Annotated in this window: 15 protein-coding genes and 3 tRNA genes; 14 read left to right on the plus strand and 4 right to left on the minus strand. The window is 40.3% G+C overall.

Going from position 1 to position 14,720, the window contains the following annotated elements; all coding sequences use genetic code 11:
* Positions 1 to 17: 17 nt before the first annotated feature.
* Entirely contained in the window at positions 18 to 1,514 is a 1,497-nt protein-coding gene (locus M0R21_01460) for a hypothetical protein (GenBank protein MCK9616485.1), read from the minus strand.
* A 370-nt stretch (positions 1,515 to 1,884) separates the two neighbouring features.
* Here M0R21_01460 and fabG point away from each other — a divergent pair, with 370 nt between their 5' ends.
* The 10 genes from fabG (at position 1,885) to M0R21_01510 (ending at position 10,565) form a co-directional block, all read left to right on the plus strand.
* On the plus strand, positions 1,885 to 2,613 hold the full coding sequence (gene fabG, locus M0R21_01465) for a 3-oxoacyl-ACP reductase FabG (protein MCK9616486.1): 729 nt from the start codon (positions 1,885 to 1,887) through the stop codon (positions 2,611 to 2,613).
* Positions 2,614 to 2,672: 59 nt separating this feature from the next.
* Positions 2,673 to 3,890, plus strand: coding sequence for a beta-ketoacyl-[acyl-carrier-protein] synthase family protein (locus tag M0R21_01470; protein ID MCK9616487.1), 1,218 nt, complete (start codon positions 2,673 to 2,675; stop codon positions 3,888 to 3,890).
* 135 nt (positions 3,891 to 4,025) lie between these two features.
* Positions 4,026 to 4,283: an acyl carrier protein gene (locus tag M0R21_01475; protein MCK9616488.1), complete on the plus strand. Its 258-nt coding sequence runs from the start codon at positions 4,026 to 4,028 to the stop codon at positions 4,281 to 4,283.
* Positions 4,284 to 4,308: 25 nt separating this feature from the next.
* Positions 4,309 to 5,217 (plus strand): hypothetical protein, encoded by a 909-nt coding sequence (locus tag M0R21_01480; GenBank protein MCK9616489.1) that lies wholly within the window; start codon positions 4,309 to 4,311, stop codon positions 5,215 to 5,217.
* Entirely contained in the window at positions 5,217 to 6,572 is a 1,356-nt protein-coding gene (locus M0R21_01485) for a radical SAM protein (protein ID MCK9616490.1), read from the plus strand. Before M0R21_01480 ends, M0R21_01485 begins: the two co-directional genes overlap by 1 nt.
* On the plus strand, positions 6,551 to 7,000 hold the full coding sequence (locus M0R21_01490) for a hydroxymyristoyl-ACP dehydratase (GenBank protein MCK9616491.1): 450 nt from the start codon (positions 6,551 to 6,553) through the stop codon (positions 6,998 to 7,000). Before M0R21_01485 ends, M0R21_01490 begins: the two co-directional genes overlap by 22 nt.
* 84 nt (positions 7,001 to 7,084) lie before the next feature.
* The gene (locus tag M0R21_01495; GenBank protein ID MCK9616492.1) at positions 7,085 to 7,471 is read left to right on the plus strand and encodes a hypothetical protein; all 387 of its coding nucleotides are present in this window, start codon (positions 7,085 to 7,087) and stop codon (positions 7,469 to 7,471) included.
* A 51-nt stretch (positions 7,472 to 7,522) separates the two neighbouring features.
* Positions 7,523 to 8,527 (plus strand): BtrH N-terminal domain-containing protein, encoded by a 1,005-nt coding sequence (locus tag M0R21_01500; GenBank protein ID MCK9616493.1) that lies wholly within the window; start codon positions 7,523 to 7,525, stop codon positions 8,525 to 8,527.
* Positions 8,528 to 8,538: 11 nt separating this feature from the next.
* Entirely contained in the window at positions 8,539 to 9,276 is a 738-nt protein-coding gene (locus M0R21_01505; protein ID MCK9616494.1) for an ABC transporter ATP-binding protein, read from the plus strand.
* A 2-nt stretch (positions 9,277 to 9,278) separates the two neighbouring features.
* Positions 9,279 to 10,565: an ABC transporter permease gene (locus M0R21_01510; GenBank protein ID MCK9616495.1), complete on the plus strand. Its 1,287-nt coding sequence runs from the start codon at positions 9,279 to 9,281 to the stop codon at positions 10,563 to 10,565.
* A gap of 281 nt (positions 10,566 to 10,846) precedes the next feature.
* On the opposite strand, the gene M0R21_01515 is transcribed toward M0R21_01510, so the two are convergent.
* Together M0R21_01515 and meaB are read right to left on the minus strand one after the other, a co-directional pair.
* Positions 10,847 to 12,349, minus strand: a complete 1,503-nt coding sequence (locus tag M0R21_01515; GenBank protein MCK9616496.1) for a glutamine synthetase family protein — start codon at positions 12,347 to 12,349, stop codon at positions 10,847 to 10,849.
* 66 nt (positions 12,350 to 12,415) lie between these two features.
* The gene (gene meaB, locus M0R21_01520; protein MCK9616497.1) at positions 12,416 to 13,519 is read right to left on the minus strand and encodes a methylmalonyl Co-A mutase-associated GTPase MeaB; all 1,104 of its coding nucleotides are present in this window, start codon (positions 13,517 to 13,519) and stop codon (positions 12,416 to 12,418) included.
* Between the two features lie 84 nt (positions 13,520 to 13,603).
* Here meaB and M0R21_01525 point away from each other — a divergent pair.
* Positions 13,604 to 13,676: transfer RNA gene (locus M0R21_01525), tRNA-Lys, on the plus strand.
* 148 nt (positions 13,677 to 13,824) lie between these two features.
* Here the strand turns inward: M0R21_01525 and M0R21_01530 are convergent.
* On the minus strand, positions 13,825 to 14,037 hold the full coding sequence (locus tag M0R21_01530) for a hypothetical protein (protein MCK9616498.1): 213 nt from the start codon (positions 14,035 to 14,037) through the stop codon (positions 13,825 to 13,827).
* Positions 14,038 to 14,162: 125 nt separating this feature from the next.
* Here M0R21_01530 and M0R21_01535 point away from each other — a divergent pair.
* The 3 genes from M0R21_01535 to M0R21_01545 all read left to right on the plus strand — a co-directional run bounded on the left by M0R21_01535 (position 14,163) and on the right by M0R21_01545 (position 14,555).
* A tRNA-Pro gene (locus M0R21_01535) sits at positions 14,163 to 14,236 on the plus strand.
* A gap of 8 nt (positions 14,237 to 14,244) precedes the next feature.
* Positions 14,245 to 14,317 (plus strand) — tRNA-Thr (locus M0R21_01540).
* A gap of 16 nt (positions 14,318 to 14,333) precedes the next feature.
* Positions 14,334 to 14,555, plus strand: coding sequence for a GIY-YIG nuclease family protein (locus tag M0R21_01545; GenBank protein ID MCK9616499.1), 222 nt, complete (start codon positions 14,334 to 14,336; stop codon positions 14,553 to 14,555).
* Positions 14,556 to 14,720: the final 165 nt, after the last annotated feature.

Consider the following 14,720-nt stretch of genomic DNA (forward strand, 5'->3'; position numbering starts at 1 on the left):
ATGTTAAGCTAATCCCTTTATTTTATCCGGTTCAATCCGGCTTTTGCTTTTTGGTGAATGCTGTTTTTGTATTCCGAAGGGTTCATGGCAAGGCATTGCCGGTAGTATAATCCTGCTTTTGTGTAGTTTCCAGCCGTTTCGTAAATCATTCCCAACTGCAATGCTGCATTGGCAGCAAAATACCATTCTTCATCCTTTCCCTGTCGGATGGCTTGTTCATACAAGGGAATAGCATCAGCAGTTTTCCCCCATTCATGGCAGATACGGGCTTTGCGATAAACCATCTCTGTAAGCAGACGGCTGGTTGTAAAAGAGACAATCGTCTTTTGATTCGTTAAAATACCAAGTGCTCTTTCATAATACCCTCCATCGAAAAGCAACCGGCTTTTCAGCAGGTAAATATTTGGACTTTCGCCCGAACGGGCTTCTTTCTCCGCCTCTTTGTCCTCATCAACATTGGAATTACCATAGCAAAGAGCTTTGGCAAGCATCTCCCTGTAGGTTTTTTCGTCGTCACGAAGCAAAAAACTCCATGCCAGCCGCTGGTAAGCCGATTTGATATAATTCTGCCCCCGGAAATTTTGCAAAAAACGGAGGTAATAAAACGAAGCATCTTTGTCGAGGCTATGCAGCAAGGCGTTGCCGGTAAGGTAATCAAGGTAATGAAAGGGGAAATACTGGGCACTCAGAGTCCTGTTTTTCAAAATTTCTATAGCTTTATTGTTGTTTCCGGTGCGTAAACAAATGGAAGCCATGCAGTAGGTAAGCAACGGGTCCTGCTTACATTCTGTTAGCATTGCCTTGTTACAATATTTTTCAAACAATGTGCGGGCGTCTTTTTTGTCGCTTTGCAGGTTCAGATAAATAAAAGTAAGAAAAAACAGGCTTTCGTTTTTCAGGTAAGCGAAAGAAGGATTGGCAAGCGATATACCAAGCACTTTTTGCAATTCCACTTTCCCCTGCTTAACGGTTCCTTTAAACGACATGAGATTTATAAGCCATTTGTAATTATCGGGTATGGTTCCGATTAGCGTATGCAAGATTCCCATACTCACATCATCGGGAATAAAAGAAGGAAACATCCCGCGGTTTTCTTCGAGCAAACGGTAAGCTTTGTTGATTTCGAGGGCAGCTGTACGGTATTCCCCAAATTTTATTCTTGCAAATGCCCATTGCAATTGTACCAGAGCTATGCTGTGGCGATACCAGGGTGAACTTTTGTCTCCTTTTTGCAGCCGTGTAAGTCGTGGTTCTTTATTTTTTTCGAGTCTTTTAAATTCTTCTCTGTTTTCGGCAATAAAAAGTGTCAGAAAATCAATTGTGTTTTCTATACTATAGGGGATATCATTTGAAGGATGTTCTTTTTTTTCTTTTTCCAACAAGGCTTTTCCTTCCTTAAACCGCAAGCTCATAACACACTGATAAGCATCACGGCAACGGGCATTCATATCGTACCCGGCAGTTGCACAGAAGCCATACATTGCCAATAAAAAAAACAAAAGCTTGTGGAGCATAAAGTTTTTATTTTCCCCAAAAATATAAAATTATATCATGCTTATTTTGAATTGTTTTTTTTAATTAAAACAAAAAATATTTGTTTTCTTTTTCTGGTGAATCTGGAAATTATTTTTGTAAATATTTAATATACAATTTTTTATCATTTATAAACCCATTATCAATTTTGTGAGCAGTTAGCTAAAGTACTGGTTATTCGACCTAAGAAAATACACCAAGAGTTTTATTTTCTTACTTTGACTTAAATTTTTTTAAAATATTTTTATATTTGCCAAACAAGGAGATGCTTTTCATATCTGTAACATTAAAAAAACAATATGAAAAAGTTTGTATCAAAAAATATTGAGTACTTACAAAAATACCACTATGATAAAATATGCACTGGTAACAGGTGGATCAAGAGGAATAGGCAGGGCAATATGCATTCAGCTTGCCGAGATGGGCTATAACATCCTGATAAACTATGCGAAAAGCCATCAGGAAGCCGAAAAAACCCTCGGATGGGTACAGGAAAAAGGAGTATCCGGAGAAATTCTTCAGTTTGATGTTGCCAATAAAGACGAAGTAGAAAAAGTTTTAAATAACTGGCACGAAGCGCACCCCGAGTGTTTGGTAGAAGTATTGGTAAACAACGCCGGAATACGTCGCGATGCATTGTTAATGTGGATGAAGGATGAAGAATGGTTTGATGTGCTTAATACAAATCTGAACGGCTATTTTTATGTTACCCGTTTTCTGCTGAAAAATATGCTTATCAATAAATACGGCAGAATTGTGAATATTGTCTCTCTCTCGGGGATAAAAGGGTTACCAGGTCAAACAAATTATTCGGCAGCTAAAGCAGCTATCATCGGAGCCACTAAAGCCCTAGCTCAGGAAGTAGGCAAAAAACGCGTTACCGTAAATGCTGTCGCTCCCGGTTTCATTACAACCGATATGACCAAAGACCTTGATGAAAAAATGTACAAACAGGCAATTCCCCTCGAACGGTTTGGTACACCGGAAGAGGTTGCAGCCACCGTAGGTTTTTTGGCTTCAGAAAAAGCCTCTTACATTACTGGTACTGTAATTTCAGTCAACGGAGGGTTGTACACCTGATTTTCCCTTTTTGCAAATTTGGAAGTTGTAAACATGAAACTTATCTTAAATATTGGCAAATGAATCGCGTAGTAATCACAGGATTAGGAATTTACTCCTGTATCGGCAAAAATCTTGACGAGGTAAAGGATTCGTTATATTATGGAAAATCTGGGGTTATTTTTGATGCATCCCGAAAACAAATGGGTTTCCGTTCCGCACTCACCACCCATCTGGAACGACCCAACCTTAAAGGCAAACTCGATCGTCGTATGCGGATAGGAATGGCTGAACCAGCCGAATATGCCTACATGGCGACACGCGAAGCTCTTCAAAACGCATGTATCAGTGATGATTTCCTCAACGAAAACGAAGTAGGAATTTTTTACGGGAACGACAGCACTGCCGAAGCTGTAATTTCAGCCAGCGAAACTCTTCGTGAAAAAAAAGACACTGTTTTGTTGGGTTCGGGCTCTATCTTTCAGTCCATGAACTCAACGGTTACCATGAACCTTTCCGTAATTTTCCGTCTGAAAGGAATAAACTTTACCATAAGCGGAGCCTGTGCCAGCGGTTCGCATTCTATCGGCATGGGTTATGTAATGATAAAACATGGTTTGCAGGATATTATCATTTGCGGAGGTGCCCAGGAAATTAATCCTTACTCTATGGGCAGTTTTGATGCACTTAGTGCTTTTTCTATTCGGGAAGACGATCCTCAACATGCTTCACGTCCTTTCGATCGCGACCGCGATGGATTGGTCCCCAGCGGAGGAGCTGCTTCCGTGATTCTCGAAAACTACGATTCAGCCGTGAAACGCGGAGCCCCCATTCTTGCCGAAGTAGTAGGTTACGGCTTTTCGTCTAATGGCGAACACATCTCTCAACCTAATGTTGACGGAGCAGTACGTTCCATCGAAAAAGCGCTACGCGAAGCTCGTCTCTCCCCCGAACAAATTGATTATATTAATGCTCACGCCACATCAACACCCATCGGCGACATGAACGAAGCCATAGCCCTGCACAAAGTATTCGGAAATGCCCACCCTCTTTTAAGTTCTACAAAATCAATGACAGGGCATGAATGCTGGATGGCTGGTGCCAGTGAAATTGTATATTCTATGCTTATGATGCAACACAATTTTATTGCCCCCAATATTAATTTTGAAAATCCGGATGCATATTCTGCCCATTTGAATATTGTTACCGAAACTCTTGAAAAAAATATAAATATTTTCCTTTCCAACTCATTCGGTTTTGGCGGGACGAATTCAACTTTGATTGTTAAAAAGATTTAATGTACTTTTGCCCATTGCAATAAAATTCTCATGGTTAGGATAAATTCCAATATTCTTGGATGTATTTTTAATTATGAGGATTTTTAAGGATACCCGGAAAAAGAATTGGAACATTAAAAAACAAATTATATACGAATGAAAGAAGAGGAAATTATCGCAAAAATCAATGATATACTTATTGATGAATTTGAAATTGAGCCCGAACAACTACAACCCGATGCCAATTTAATGAAAACTCTCGAAATTGACAGTCTTGATCTGGTGGATCTGGTGGTTATCATCGAAAAAAATTTCGGGTTCAAAGTGAAAGCCGAAGAATTTGCCAACATTAAAGTTTTACAGGATTTTTACGATTATATCATTCTTCGCCTCAGCAACAGTACTTCAAACTAATCTACTTATTACCAAACCCTGAAGCATGAATTCGTGGAGTGGAAAAACACGTGGAGGAATTTGCGGATATAAGATATTTGTTTTTCTGTTACGGAACGTAGGTATCAGTGCGGCATATTTTCTGTTAAATTTTGTAGCCCTGTACTATTTTTTCTTCTCCCGTAAAGCCTTTAAATACCAATACTATCTTTTCCATACCATTTTTGGTTATTCGATAGCAAAAGCAATGCTATCAGTTTACAGGAATTTTATCTTACTTGGGCAAACACTCATTGATAAAGTATGCATACTTTCGGGTACTGCTACACATTTTACTTTCGATTTTGAAGGAGAAGAGCATCTCAGAAAAATAGCAAAGGATGGGAAAGGTGGTATACTGCTGAATGCTCATATTGGCAATTGGGAAACAGCCGGGCAACTGCTCAACCGATTGTCTTGTAACATAAACATCCTGCTGATGGACATTGAACACGAAAACATAAAACGTCTGCTCGATCAGGTCATGGTTGTCAAATCCGAAAACACACAGGTAAAAATTATCGTTGAAAAAAAAGATTTTTCACATCTTATCGAAATAAAAAAAACAATCCTGAATAATGAAATATTAGTTTTGCATGGTGACAGGTTTGTTCCCGGGATGAAAGTTCTTTCTACAACATTTATGGACAAAAAAGCAACATTTCCCTATGGTCCGTTTTTTCTTGCCGTACGTTTTGGGGTGCCGGTTTCCTTCGTTTTTGCATTGAAAGAACGAAAAAACCATTACCATTTTTTTGCAACACCGGCTAAAGTATACACTCCTGCAAATTCAACAATTACAGAAAGCGACTTGTTGCCCATTCTCAATGATTATACAGCAACCCTGGAAAAAGTATTAAGAAAATATCCCTTACAGTGGTTCAATTATTACCCCTTCTGGGAAAATCAAACCTGATGAACAGTAAGTTACTTCTTGTATCGGCAAACCGCTTCAATATACCTTACCCGGTTTATCCCTTGGGCATTTCATACCTTGCTACTCATCTTAAAAAGACTTTCCCGGGTTTGCAGCTCCGTTTTTTTGACTGTTTCAACAGGACGAATGAAGATCTGATTTCCGAAATTACCTCCTTTCAGCCACATTATATTGGTGTTTCGTTACGGAACATTGACAATGTTAATTTTTATGAATCGGAAAGCTTTATTTCTACTTATCGTTCGCTGTTTGAAATTATCCGCCGACACAGCCGGGCAAAACTTATTGCGGGAGGTTCGGCATTTTCTTTATTCCCCAAAAAGCTTTTCCAGCTTCTGCAACCCGACTTCGGGATAGTGGGAGAAGGCGAACAGAGCTTTGCCAAACTCATTGAATGTCTTAACCTGGGCAGGGACTACACAACAATAGAAGGGCTCGTATATGCCAACGAATATGCTGTAACCATAAACCCCCGCAGCAACTTTCTTCGTTGTCCCGACCTTGAATTTGAATCCGATTGGTTAAGCTACTATTGGCAACATTCGGGGATGCTGAATATTCAAACCAAACGCGGCTGTCCTTACCATTGTATTTATTGTACTTATCCCCTCATCGAAGGGAGCGAGGTGCGAACCCTCGATGCCGACAAAATTGTTGACACTTTGCAATGGCTTACTAACGAAAAGAACATCAGTTACGTATTTTTTACCGATTCCGTTTTCAATATCAGTAATCCATTCAATACCATCCTTGCCGAAAAAATTATCCAAAGCGGGATAAAAATAAACTGGGGAGCGTATTTTTCGCCCCATTTACTGGATGAAACCCTGCTTTCTCTTTTCCAAAGAGCAGGGCTTACCCATGTGGAGTTTGGTACCGAGTCGTTGAGCGACAAACAACTTGAAAACTATGGCAAACATTTTACTTTTGATGAAGTGTTGGAAAAATCGGAGTTATGCAATCGCTTTCGTGTTTTCTTCTGTCATTCGATGATATTGGGTGGCTATGGCGAAACCGAAGAAACTCTTGCTGAAACTTTTGAAAATTCTAAAAAAATAAAAAATACAGTTTTCTTCCCATTTATCGGGATGCGTATTTACCCCGGAACGCCTCTCCACCGCATTGCCTTAACCGAAGGTACGCTGGATAAAAACGATTCCCTACTTGAACCGGCTTATTATATTTCGAAAAACATTGATCTTACAACACTGAAGGAAAAGGCAAAAAACAGTGGAAGAAACTGGATTTTCCCCGACGAAGAATTGTCGCCTATACTTTCCCGTATGCGCGAACGAAATAAAAAAGGACCCCTATGGCATCATCTCAGAACATAATTTGCAGTGGAAACGACCTGTTGCGGCTTATTCCGCAACGTCCTCCTATGGTAATGATTGATAAGCTACGAAGCTGCGAAAACAAGGTTACTATCACAGCTTTAACACCTCAGGCAGATAACTTGTTTGCAGAAAATGGGCTTTTTACCGAACCCGGTTTAATAGAAAACATAGCCCAAACAGCCGCTGCGGGTGTGGGCTACCGAGTTTCGCGCGATGCCACTGAAGGAAAAACTGAAATTCCTTTGGGGTTTATCGGGGCTGTAAAAAACCTGAAAATTTATTTTTTGCCCAAATTAGGTGATGAAATCATTACTACGGTTACCATAGAACATGAAGTGCTGGATGCTACGATAATAAATGGCACTATCCGGTGCGGAGGACAACTGGTTGCCGAATGCGAAATGAAAATTTTCCTGAAAAAATAAGAAAATATCACTTAGCTCGTTATCGGGTTTCGATTATTCTAAAAAAACACTTATGTTTGTTTTCCGGATAATAAAAATGAATTTATGGAAAACGAAAATGACGATTTTCATTTCGGAGCACAGAAAGAATTATTTTATTCTTTTGAAGGAAGAAAGTTTACTACCCGTTCGGACTATCATTCCGATTCGGATAAAATTTTCATGAGGCAAAACTGGGAATTGTACAAGGAACGTGCCCGCGATGCTCGCAACAAAGTATTAGCCGGAAAATCAAGTCCTATTCTGTATCATATGGAAAAACGTGGTATGGAGTTGAATGTATTGGCTGCTTCAACGGGTATTGCCAAATGGAAAGTCAGGTTACACTGTAAACCCTGGTTTTTCAAAAAACTCAACAATAAAATTCTTCAGAAATATGCCTCAGTTTTTGAAATCGAAATTTCCGGACTTAACAATATTGATGAAAATTAATAATAATCCAAACTTTACCCTCAAACTATCAGCGAACACCAACAGCAAAAAATGATATTAAACTACGAACATCGTCAGGCAGGGCATTGCGAAAGCGGAGTTACCTCAAATCTTTTAAGAAATAAAGGGTTAAATATCAGCGAGCCCATGATACTTGGAATCGGATCGGGAATTTTTTTCAGCCATCTCCCCTTTTTTAAACTGCAGTTTGCCCCGGTAACAACTTTCCGCACATTGCCGGGATTTATTTTTAACCGTTCCACCAAAGCTTTAGGTATAGAAATATATAAAAAAACTTTCAAAAACCCCCATGACTCCATGAGTGCCCTCGATCGGGCAATTGAGCAGGGACATCCCGTGGGTTTACAGGTAGGAATTTACAACCTTCCCTTTTTCCCTCCGGAATATCGCATGCATTACAACCTACATAATCTGGTGGTATATGGAAAAGAGAACGGCGAATATCTTGTCAGCGATACCGTAATTCCTGCGCCTGTAAAAATTTCTTACAACGATTTGATGAAAGTCCGTTACCCAAAAGGGATTTTCGCACCTTTCGGAAAAATGTACTATCCGCTTGCATTACCTGTACAATACGATTTACACAAGGCTATCGTTAACGGCATTCGCAAAGCGAGCAAAGACATGATAAAAATCCCTTTTTGGATGGTTGGCGTTAAAGGAATACGTTTTCTTGCCAGAGAAATGCTGAAATGGGAAAAAAAGTTCGGAGAACAAAAAGCCAACTATTACCTCGGACAAGTTCTGCGTATGGAAGAAGAAATTGGAACCGGAGGTGCAGGGTTCCGGTTTATTTATGGCGCTTTTTTGCAGGAAGCCGCTGAAATACTTCAAAACGAAAAGTTAAGTGATATTTCCATCGAAATGGGAGAAACCGCCAACCGTTGGCGCGATTTTTCCTTTCTTGGTGCAAAAAACTGTAAAAAACGCGGCGGTGTTGAAGTTGCCTACCAGGAACTTGCCAAAATACTTTTTGAAATTGCCGATCGCGAGAAAAAAATTTTTTCCACCCTGTTAACGATGAAATTAGATTGAAACAAACGGAAATGATAACAGTTAACAACCTAACCCGGTTTTACAAGGGAATGAACATTCCGGCTATTGACGGGCTTAGTTTTAGCATTACCATGGGCTCATTTTTCGGCTTATTGGGACCCAACGGAGCAGGAAAAACAACAACCATTTCCATTCTTTGCGGATATCTTAAAGCTACTTCGGGTGAAATAATCATGGATGGAATTGATTTTTCTCACCAGCAGCAACTGGTAAAAAAGATTATAGGCGTTGTACCCCAGGATATTGCCCTCTATCCTACTCTTTCAGCACTGGAAAATCTTCGTTTTTTTGGAAAAATGTACGGATTAAAAAGCAAACAGCTTTCTGAAAAAATTGAATATTATCTTCGTCTTTTCGGACTTGAGAACAACAGCCATCGCAGGGTGGAAACTTTTTCCGGAGGGATGAAACGCAGGGTAAACCTCATTGCAGGAATTTTGCATGCCCCAAAAATTCTTTTTCTTGATGAACCTACCGTGGGCATTGATGTTCAGTCGCGCACGGTGATTGTTGATTTTTTAAAACAGCTTAATCGTGAAGGGACTACTATAATTTATACATCGCACCATATGGAAGAAGCTGAACAGCTTTGCAGCACAGTAGCAATAATTGATTACGGAAAAATTATTGCTTACGGAAATCCGGAAGAACTCATTGCGAAAAACCCGGAATGCAATACCCTCGAAAATTTGTTTTTATATCACACCGGCAGAGATTTAAGAGATTGAAAATGCAAAAATTATTAGCATCCACTGGTAAGGAGTTTTTAGTGCTCATTCGCGATAAGGCAGGATTAGCCATTCTTTTTCTGATGCCTATGATAATGGTTCTCGTGATAACGCTGGTGCAGGATTTTGCTTTTCAAAGTATCAAAGAAAACCAGATTAAACTGCTTTTACTTGATAATGACAGAGATTCACTGGGAATATTTATAGCTAATGGTTTGAAGAACTCGGAATATTTCGTGGTAACGGAAAAATTAAACGGGAAAACCCCTTCTGACGATGCGGTACACAAAGCGGTAGCCGCCGGCGACTACCAGATAGGTATCATTATCCCCGCCCATGCCACCCAGGTAATCCGCTCCCATGCCCGGGCAAAAATCACGCGCATTTTTATGAGCCTGAAAATTAATACGCCTCTTCCCATTGTTGACGATACTGATTCGGTACGGCTGACTGTTCTTTTCGACCCGGTAATTAAAAGTTCATTTAAAAATTCTATACTCAGCACCCTCGACAAGTTTACCTCGAAAATAGAAGCCAAAGTGGCATTGGGCGAATTTGCCTACATACTTGCCAAAATGTTTAATCGTCCGATAACTAATTTACATTTCGACGACATGAGCATTGTACAACTCAATCCTTCCTATGCTGCAGACAGTAAATGGAGTATAATACCCAATTCGGTACAGCACAATGTACCTGCATGGACAATGTTTGCTATGTTTTTTCTGGTAATACCTCTTGCCGGCTGCATCATTAAAGAACGTGATGAAGGCAGTCTTTTCCGTCTTATGACTATGCCGGGTTCTTATTTTAAAATTTTTTCCGGGAAAATTATCGTTTATCTGGTAGTGTGCATCATCCAGTTTTTACTGATGATAGCCGTAGGGGTGTTTTTCTTGCCGATACTGGGATTGCCCCAACTGGTACTGGGTTCCAATTTTGCTGCAATGGCATTGATTGTACTTTCATCGGCATTAGCGGCACTGGGATACGGCATGGCTACGGGAGTATTCTTTAAAACCCATCAGCAGGCGGCATCATTTGGTTCTATTTCGGTAATCATAATGGCAGCATTGGGCGGTGTTTGGGTCCCCGTACATTTTATGCCACAGGTAATGCAACAGGTAGCAACGTATTCTCCTCTCAACTGGGGGCTAAACGGATTTTACGACATTTTTCTCCGCAATACCGGAGTATCTGGTATTTTGCCCGATGCTTTTAAACTGCTTGCCTTTTTTGCCATCACTTCAGGTATAGCTTATGTTGTTTTTCTCTGGAAAAGGAGATAGTAAAAAGGTTGTGTGTAAAACATTAATTATGGATCTCCTGACAGAGAATTTACAAAAAATAAAAAAATCCTTTCTATGGATATTAAAACCATAACTAATTATTTATAAGGCAGATGTAAAACATATTTTATCCTGAACTGAGGTTATTAGCAGTATTGTAACAGTAAAAATATCAGCTAATTATAACATTGCAGCATATAAGTCTATTGAAAAGGTGACTCAAAATAATTTGTATTGTTTGAAATCATAAAAAAAACCGGGAAGAATCCGGTTTTTATATTTTATCCACAATGGAAATATTGTTCTACAAGTTGCAGTATTTTTTCTTTATCGCGATGAATTTGTTCGCGAAGGTTTTTATCGTTAAAATTTTTGAGCCTTTGGATAATTCCTTCAATAATTGCGGGAGTGAATACTCCGTATTTAAGATAAATGTCTTTCTGTTTTGCAAGCATTTCAGCCGATTCCCAGCACGAAGCAGGAAGATGGTTCAGCCTGTTTAAGGTTTCTTTGTGTTCATCCATGAAAATATTAACATCCACATAGGCATTCCGGGCATTTTCAAGGGCATTTTCCATTTGCAGGCCGTGGCGGGCTGCAACAGTTAATCCTGCAAATAATAAGTAAATATCTGCTGAGCCATCCGGACAACGGAATTCCACAGTTTGCTTAAACGACAGATCGTTTGCTACAGTTTCTTCAATGGGGTTGGCATGTTTGTTCATATTATTAGCCCCCGACCAACCCAAAGGAACCCTAACCAAAACAGAACGGTTGCGGTCGCCCCAGCAAATATTTGTAGGAGCTTCCTGGTGTGGAACCAAACGGAAATAAGAAGTTGGATTCATATTTCCGAAAGCCGTGAGCGAAGGAGCTAAATACAGATACCCGGCAATGGCTTTTTTAGCAGTATCGTTTAACATTCCGTTTTCTACCATTTTGTTTATTCCATCTTTTACCAGTTTGGTATGCACGTGCAATCCGCTTCCGGCTTTACCTGTAGTAATTTTGGGTGCAAAAGAAACGGAAACGCCATACTTGTAAGCCAACGAACGAAGTATCCATTTGGCTACGACGAGTTGATCGGCGGCATCTTCAAGCGGAGCAGGAAGAAATTCTATTTCATTTTGTTCGTAATCAAGCCCATTCATATTAAAATTACCTACTTCCGAATGACCGTATTTTATCGTTCCACCAGTTTGAGCAATGGCATGCATGGCTTCCACCCTGAGTTGTTGCCATTTATTAAAAGGAGTAGATTCCTGGTATCCTTTCTGGTCGGGTGTGGGAAACAAATGATTTTGTTCACTTATAATATAATATTCGAGCTCCCCCATAACTTCAAACGATAAACCGGTTTCCATCTGAAGTGCTTCATGTGCTTTCCGCAAAATATATTGGGGTGAACTGGCAAGCGGTTCGCCGTCTTTGTTGTAAAATGCACAGAGAATATCGAGAGTAGGAATAGAGGCAAAAGGGTTTAAAAAAGCAGTTCTGTATCGTGGAATCACATACAAATCGCTGGAACCGGCTTCCACATAACTAAACAGGCTGGAACCATCCACTCTTTCACCGGAAGTTAAAATGCTTTCAAGATGTTTTTTGCTGTTGATAACAAAATTGAGGGTTTTCAATCGCCCGTCTCCGCCCACGAATCTGAAATTAATCATTTTAATGTCATGGGCTTCAATAAACTTTACTAAATCGTTGCGTGTAAAATCCCCGGCAGGCTTATTCAAGTAGCGAACAAGGGGATTGGGGTTCATATCAATGATATTCGTCATAACTTATGTATTATTAAGAGGGCACAAAGTTAGACTTTTTACATATTCGGCAAAATACAGTGGCAATTACTTTTTCGACAAACTGTGTAAATAACTATCAAGCAATTTTTGTGCTGCCACATAGGCACTTATCTTCCCCTCAAGGACATTTTGTTCGGCAGAAGGAAGAGTTTTTTTAATTAAAGGATACCGATAAAAACTGTCGGAAAGCTGAAATTGGATATAGTCCGACATTATTTGTTGCGACTGTTCTTTTCTTTTTTGGAGAAAATATCCGTTTCTTTTTGTGAGGTCAATATAATCGAGTACAGTTTTCCAGATTCTGCTAACACCGTCCTTAGTAACAGCAGAACAAGTATCTACCTTAGGTTCCCATCCCGAAGGAGGTGGCGGAAATAAATGTAATGCGTTTGTATATTCGGTTTTAGCAAGATTTGCCTTGGTTATGTTATCGCCATCAGCCTTATTGATAATTATCGCATCAGCCATTTCCATAATGCCGCGTTTAATTCCCTGCAATTCGTCACCGGCACCGGCAAGCATCAGTAACAGAAAAAAATCCACCATTCCATACACAGATGTTTCCGATTGACCCACACCAACGGTTTCAACAAAAATCACATTAAATCCGGCAGCTTCACATAAAATAATGCTTTCGCGTGTTTTCCGCGAAACGCCACCTAACGAACCTGCTGAAGGGGAAGGACGTATAAAAGCAAGTGAATCAACGGCAAGTTCTTCCATTCGTGTTTTATCTCCCAGGATGCTTCCTTTCGAGCGCTGACTACTGGGGTCAATAGCCAAAACCGCCAGTTTGTTCCCATTTCTGGTTAAATACCGTCCGAGAGCTTCGATAAATGTACTTTTCCCAACACCCGGAACGCCTGTAATGCCTAACCTGATGGAATTTCCGGAGTACGGCAAACATTTTTCAATAATTTGCTGCGCCAAGTGCTGGTGTTCGGGGAGCACACTTTCAATGAGGGTTATCGCACGGCTAAGGATTGTTCTGCTACCGGAAAGAATTCCATCCAGATATTCATCAACCGAAATCTTTGGCGTTTTATGCTTTTGTATTTTATTGATTATTGATGGATTAACAGATGATGGCTGTTCAATACCCTCTTGCACTCTGAGTGCAGAATTGAAGTTTTCGTTAATTTTAGTCATAAAACCAGTCAGATGGATTGTGAATTTTGTAAAGCAAAAATATACATTTTTAAAAAGTATTACTACCTTTGCAGCCCTTTAAAACTCTCCGTAGCTCAGCCGGTAGAGCAATTGACTCTTAATCAATGGGTCCGGGGTTCGAGTCCCCGCGGGGAGACAGATATTCAGGATTAGATTTTTTGAAGAGTTTTAAAGTTAAAAAAGAAGAAGAAAACAAAATTTGTTCTTGGAAATAGAGTAAATACATTCGGGATAAACTCCGCCTGGTAGCGTATCCCGATAGGGTTCGGGAGGGTCGCTGGCTCTCAATCCTGATAATACAAGCGAATTTCGGGATATAGTCCCGAAGGTTCGGGATAAACTCCGCTTGGTAGCGTATCCCGATAGGGTTCGGGAGAGTCGCTGGCTCTCAATCCTGATAAATACAAGCGAATTTCGGGATGTAGTCCCGAAGGTTCGGGATAAACTCCGCCTGGTAGCGTATCCCGATAGGGTTCGGGAGGGTCGCTGGCTCTCAATCCTGATAATACAAGCGAATTTCGGGATGTAGTCCCGAAGGTTCGGGATAAACTCCGCCTGGTAGCGTATCCCGATAGGGATCGGGAGAGTCGCTGGCTCTCAATCCTGAAATACAAGCGAATTTCGGGATGTAGCGCAGCCTGGTAGCGTACTTCGTTCGGGACGAAGGGGTCGCAGGTTCAAATCCTGTCATCCCGACTACCATTGCCACTTTAGCTCAGTTGGTAGAGCGGCGCATTCGTAATGCGTAGGTCGTGGGTTCAAGTCCCATGAGTGGCTCTTTTCTTTATTTTCAATGTCGTATTTCTTGTATATCCTTCTAAGTGAAAAAAATGAAAAGTTCTATATCGGTTCTTCCAACGACCCGGAACGAAGACTTTACGAACATAATATTGGGCATACTACTTCTACCAAGTCTGGTATACCTTGGAAAATCATATTCCTAAGAAAATTCTCGGAACGTTCGGATGCCATCCGGGAAGAATTGCGTCTCAAACGCATGAAAAACAAAAAATAGGCGTAATGGACATTTTTGATGCTGTTTATTTTCATGATTTTTTATTCACCTTGTGTTTAATTTAATAGTTTTGTTTATCAAGTAAGCGGAAGCAGGCTCTGCTGAGGAGCAACCTGTCAGGAATAACTTGATTGACTGGAATGGTCATAAAGGCTGGCAAATGTC

It is taken from the genome of Lentimicrobiaceae bacterium (assembly GCA_023227965.1).
Lineage (GTDB): Bacteria > Bacteroidota > Bacteroidia > Bacteroidales > JALOCA01 > JALOCA01.

Excerpts from the sequence above, each read along its gene's own strand:
- M0R21_01470 (MCK9616487.1), top strand. The coding sequence starts at position 2,673 with ATGAATCGCGTAGTAATCACAGGATTAGGAATTTACTCCTGTATCGGC.
- M0R21_01495 (MCK9616492.1), top strand. The coding sequence starts at position 7,085 with ATGGAAAACGAAAATGACGATTTTCATTTCGGAGCACAGAAAGAATTA.
- M0R21_01485 (MCK9616490.1), top strand. The coding sequence starts at position 5,217 with ATGAACAGTAAGTTACTTCTTGTATCGGCAAACCGCTTCAATATACCT.
- M0R21_01545 (MCK9616499.1), top strand. The coding sequence starts at position 14,334 with ATGTCGTATTTCTTGTATATCCTTCTAAGTGAAAAAAATGAAAAGTTC.
- M0R21_01480 (MCK9616489.1), top strand. The coding sequence starts at position 4,309 with ATGAATTCGTGGAGTGGAAAAACACGTGGAGGAATTTGCGGATATAAG.
- M0R21_01500 (MCK9616493.1), top strand. The coding sequence starts at position 7,523 with ATGATATTAAACTACGAACATCGTCAGGCAGGGCATTGCGAAAGCGGA.
- M0R21_01505 (MCK9616494.1), top strand. The coding sequence starts at position 8,539 with ATGATAACAGTTAACAACCTAACCCGGTTTTACAAGGGAATGAACATT.
- M0R21_01460 (MCK9616485.1), bottom strand. The coding sequence starts at position 1,514 with ATGCTCCACAAGCTTTTGTTTTTTTTATTGGCAATGTATGGCTTCTGT.
- M0R21_01515 (MCK9616496.1), bottom strand. The coding sequence starts at position 12,349 with ATGACGAATATCATTGATATGAACCCCAATCCCCTTGTTCGCTACTTG.
- M0R21_01510 (MCK9616495.1), top strand. The coding sequence starts at position 9,279 with ATGCAAAAATTATTAGCATCCACTGGTAAGGAGTTTTTAGTGCTCATT.
- M0R21_01490 (MCK9616491.1), top strand. The coding sequence starts at position 6,551 with ATGGCATCATCTCAGAACATAATTTGCAGTGGAAACGACCTGTTGCGG.
- meaB (MCK9616497.1), bottom strand. The coding sequence starts at position 13,519 with ATGACTAAAATTAACGAAAACTTCAATTCTGCACTCAGAGTGCAAGAG.
- M0R21_01475 (MCK9616488.1), top strand. The coding sequence starts at position 4,026 with ATGAAAGAAGAGGAAATTATCGCAAAAATCAATGATATACTTATTGAT.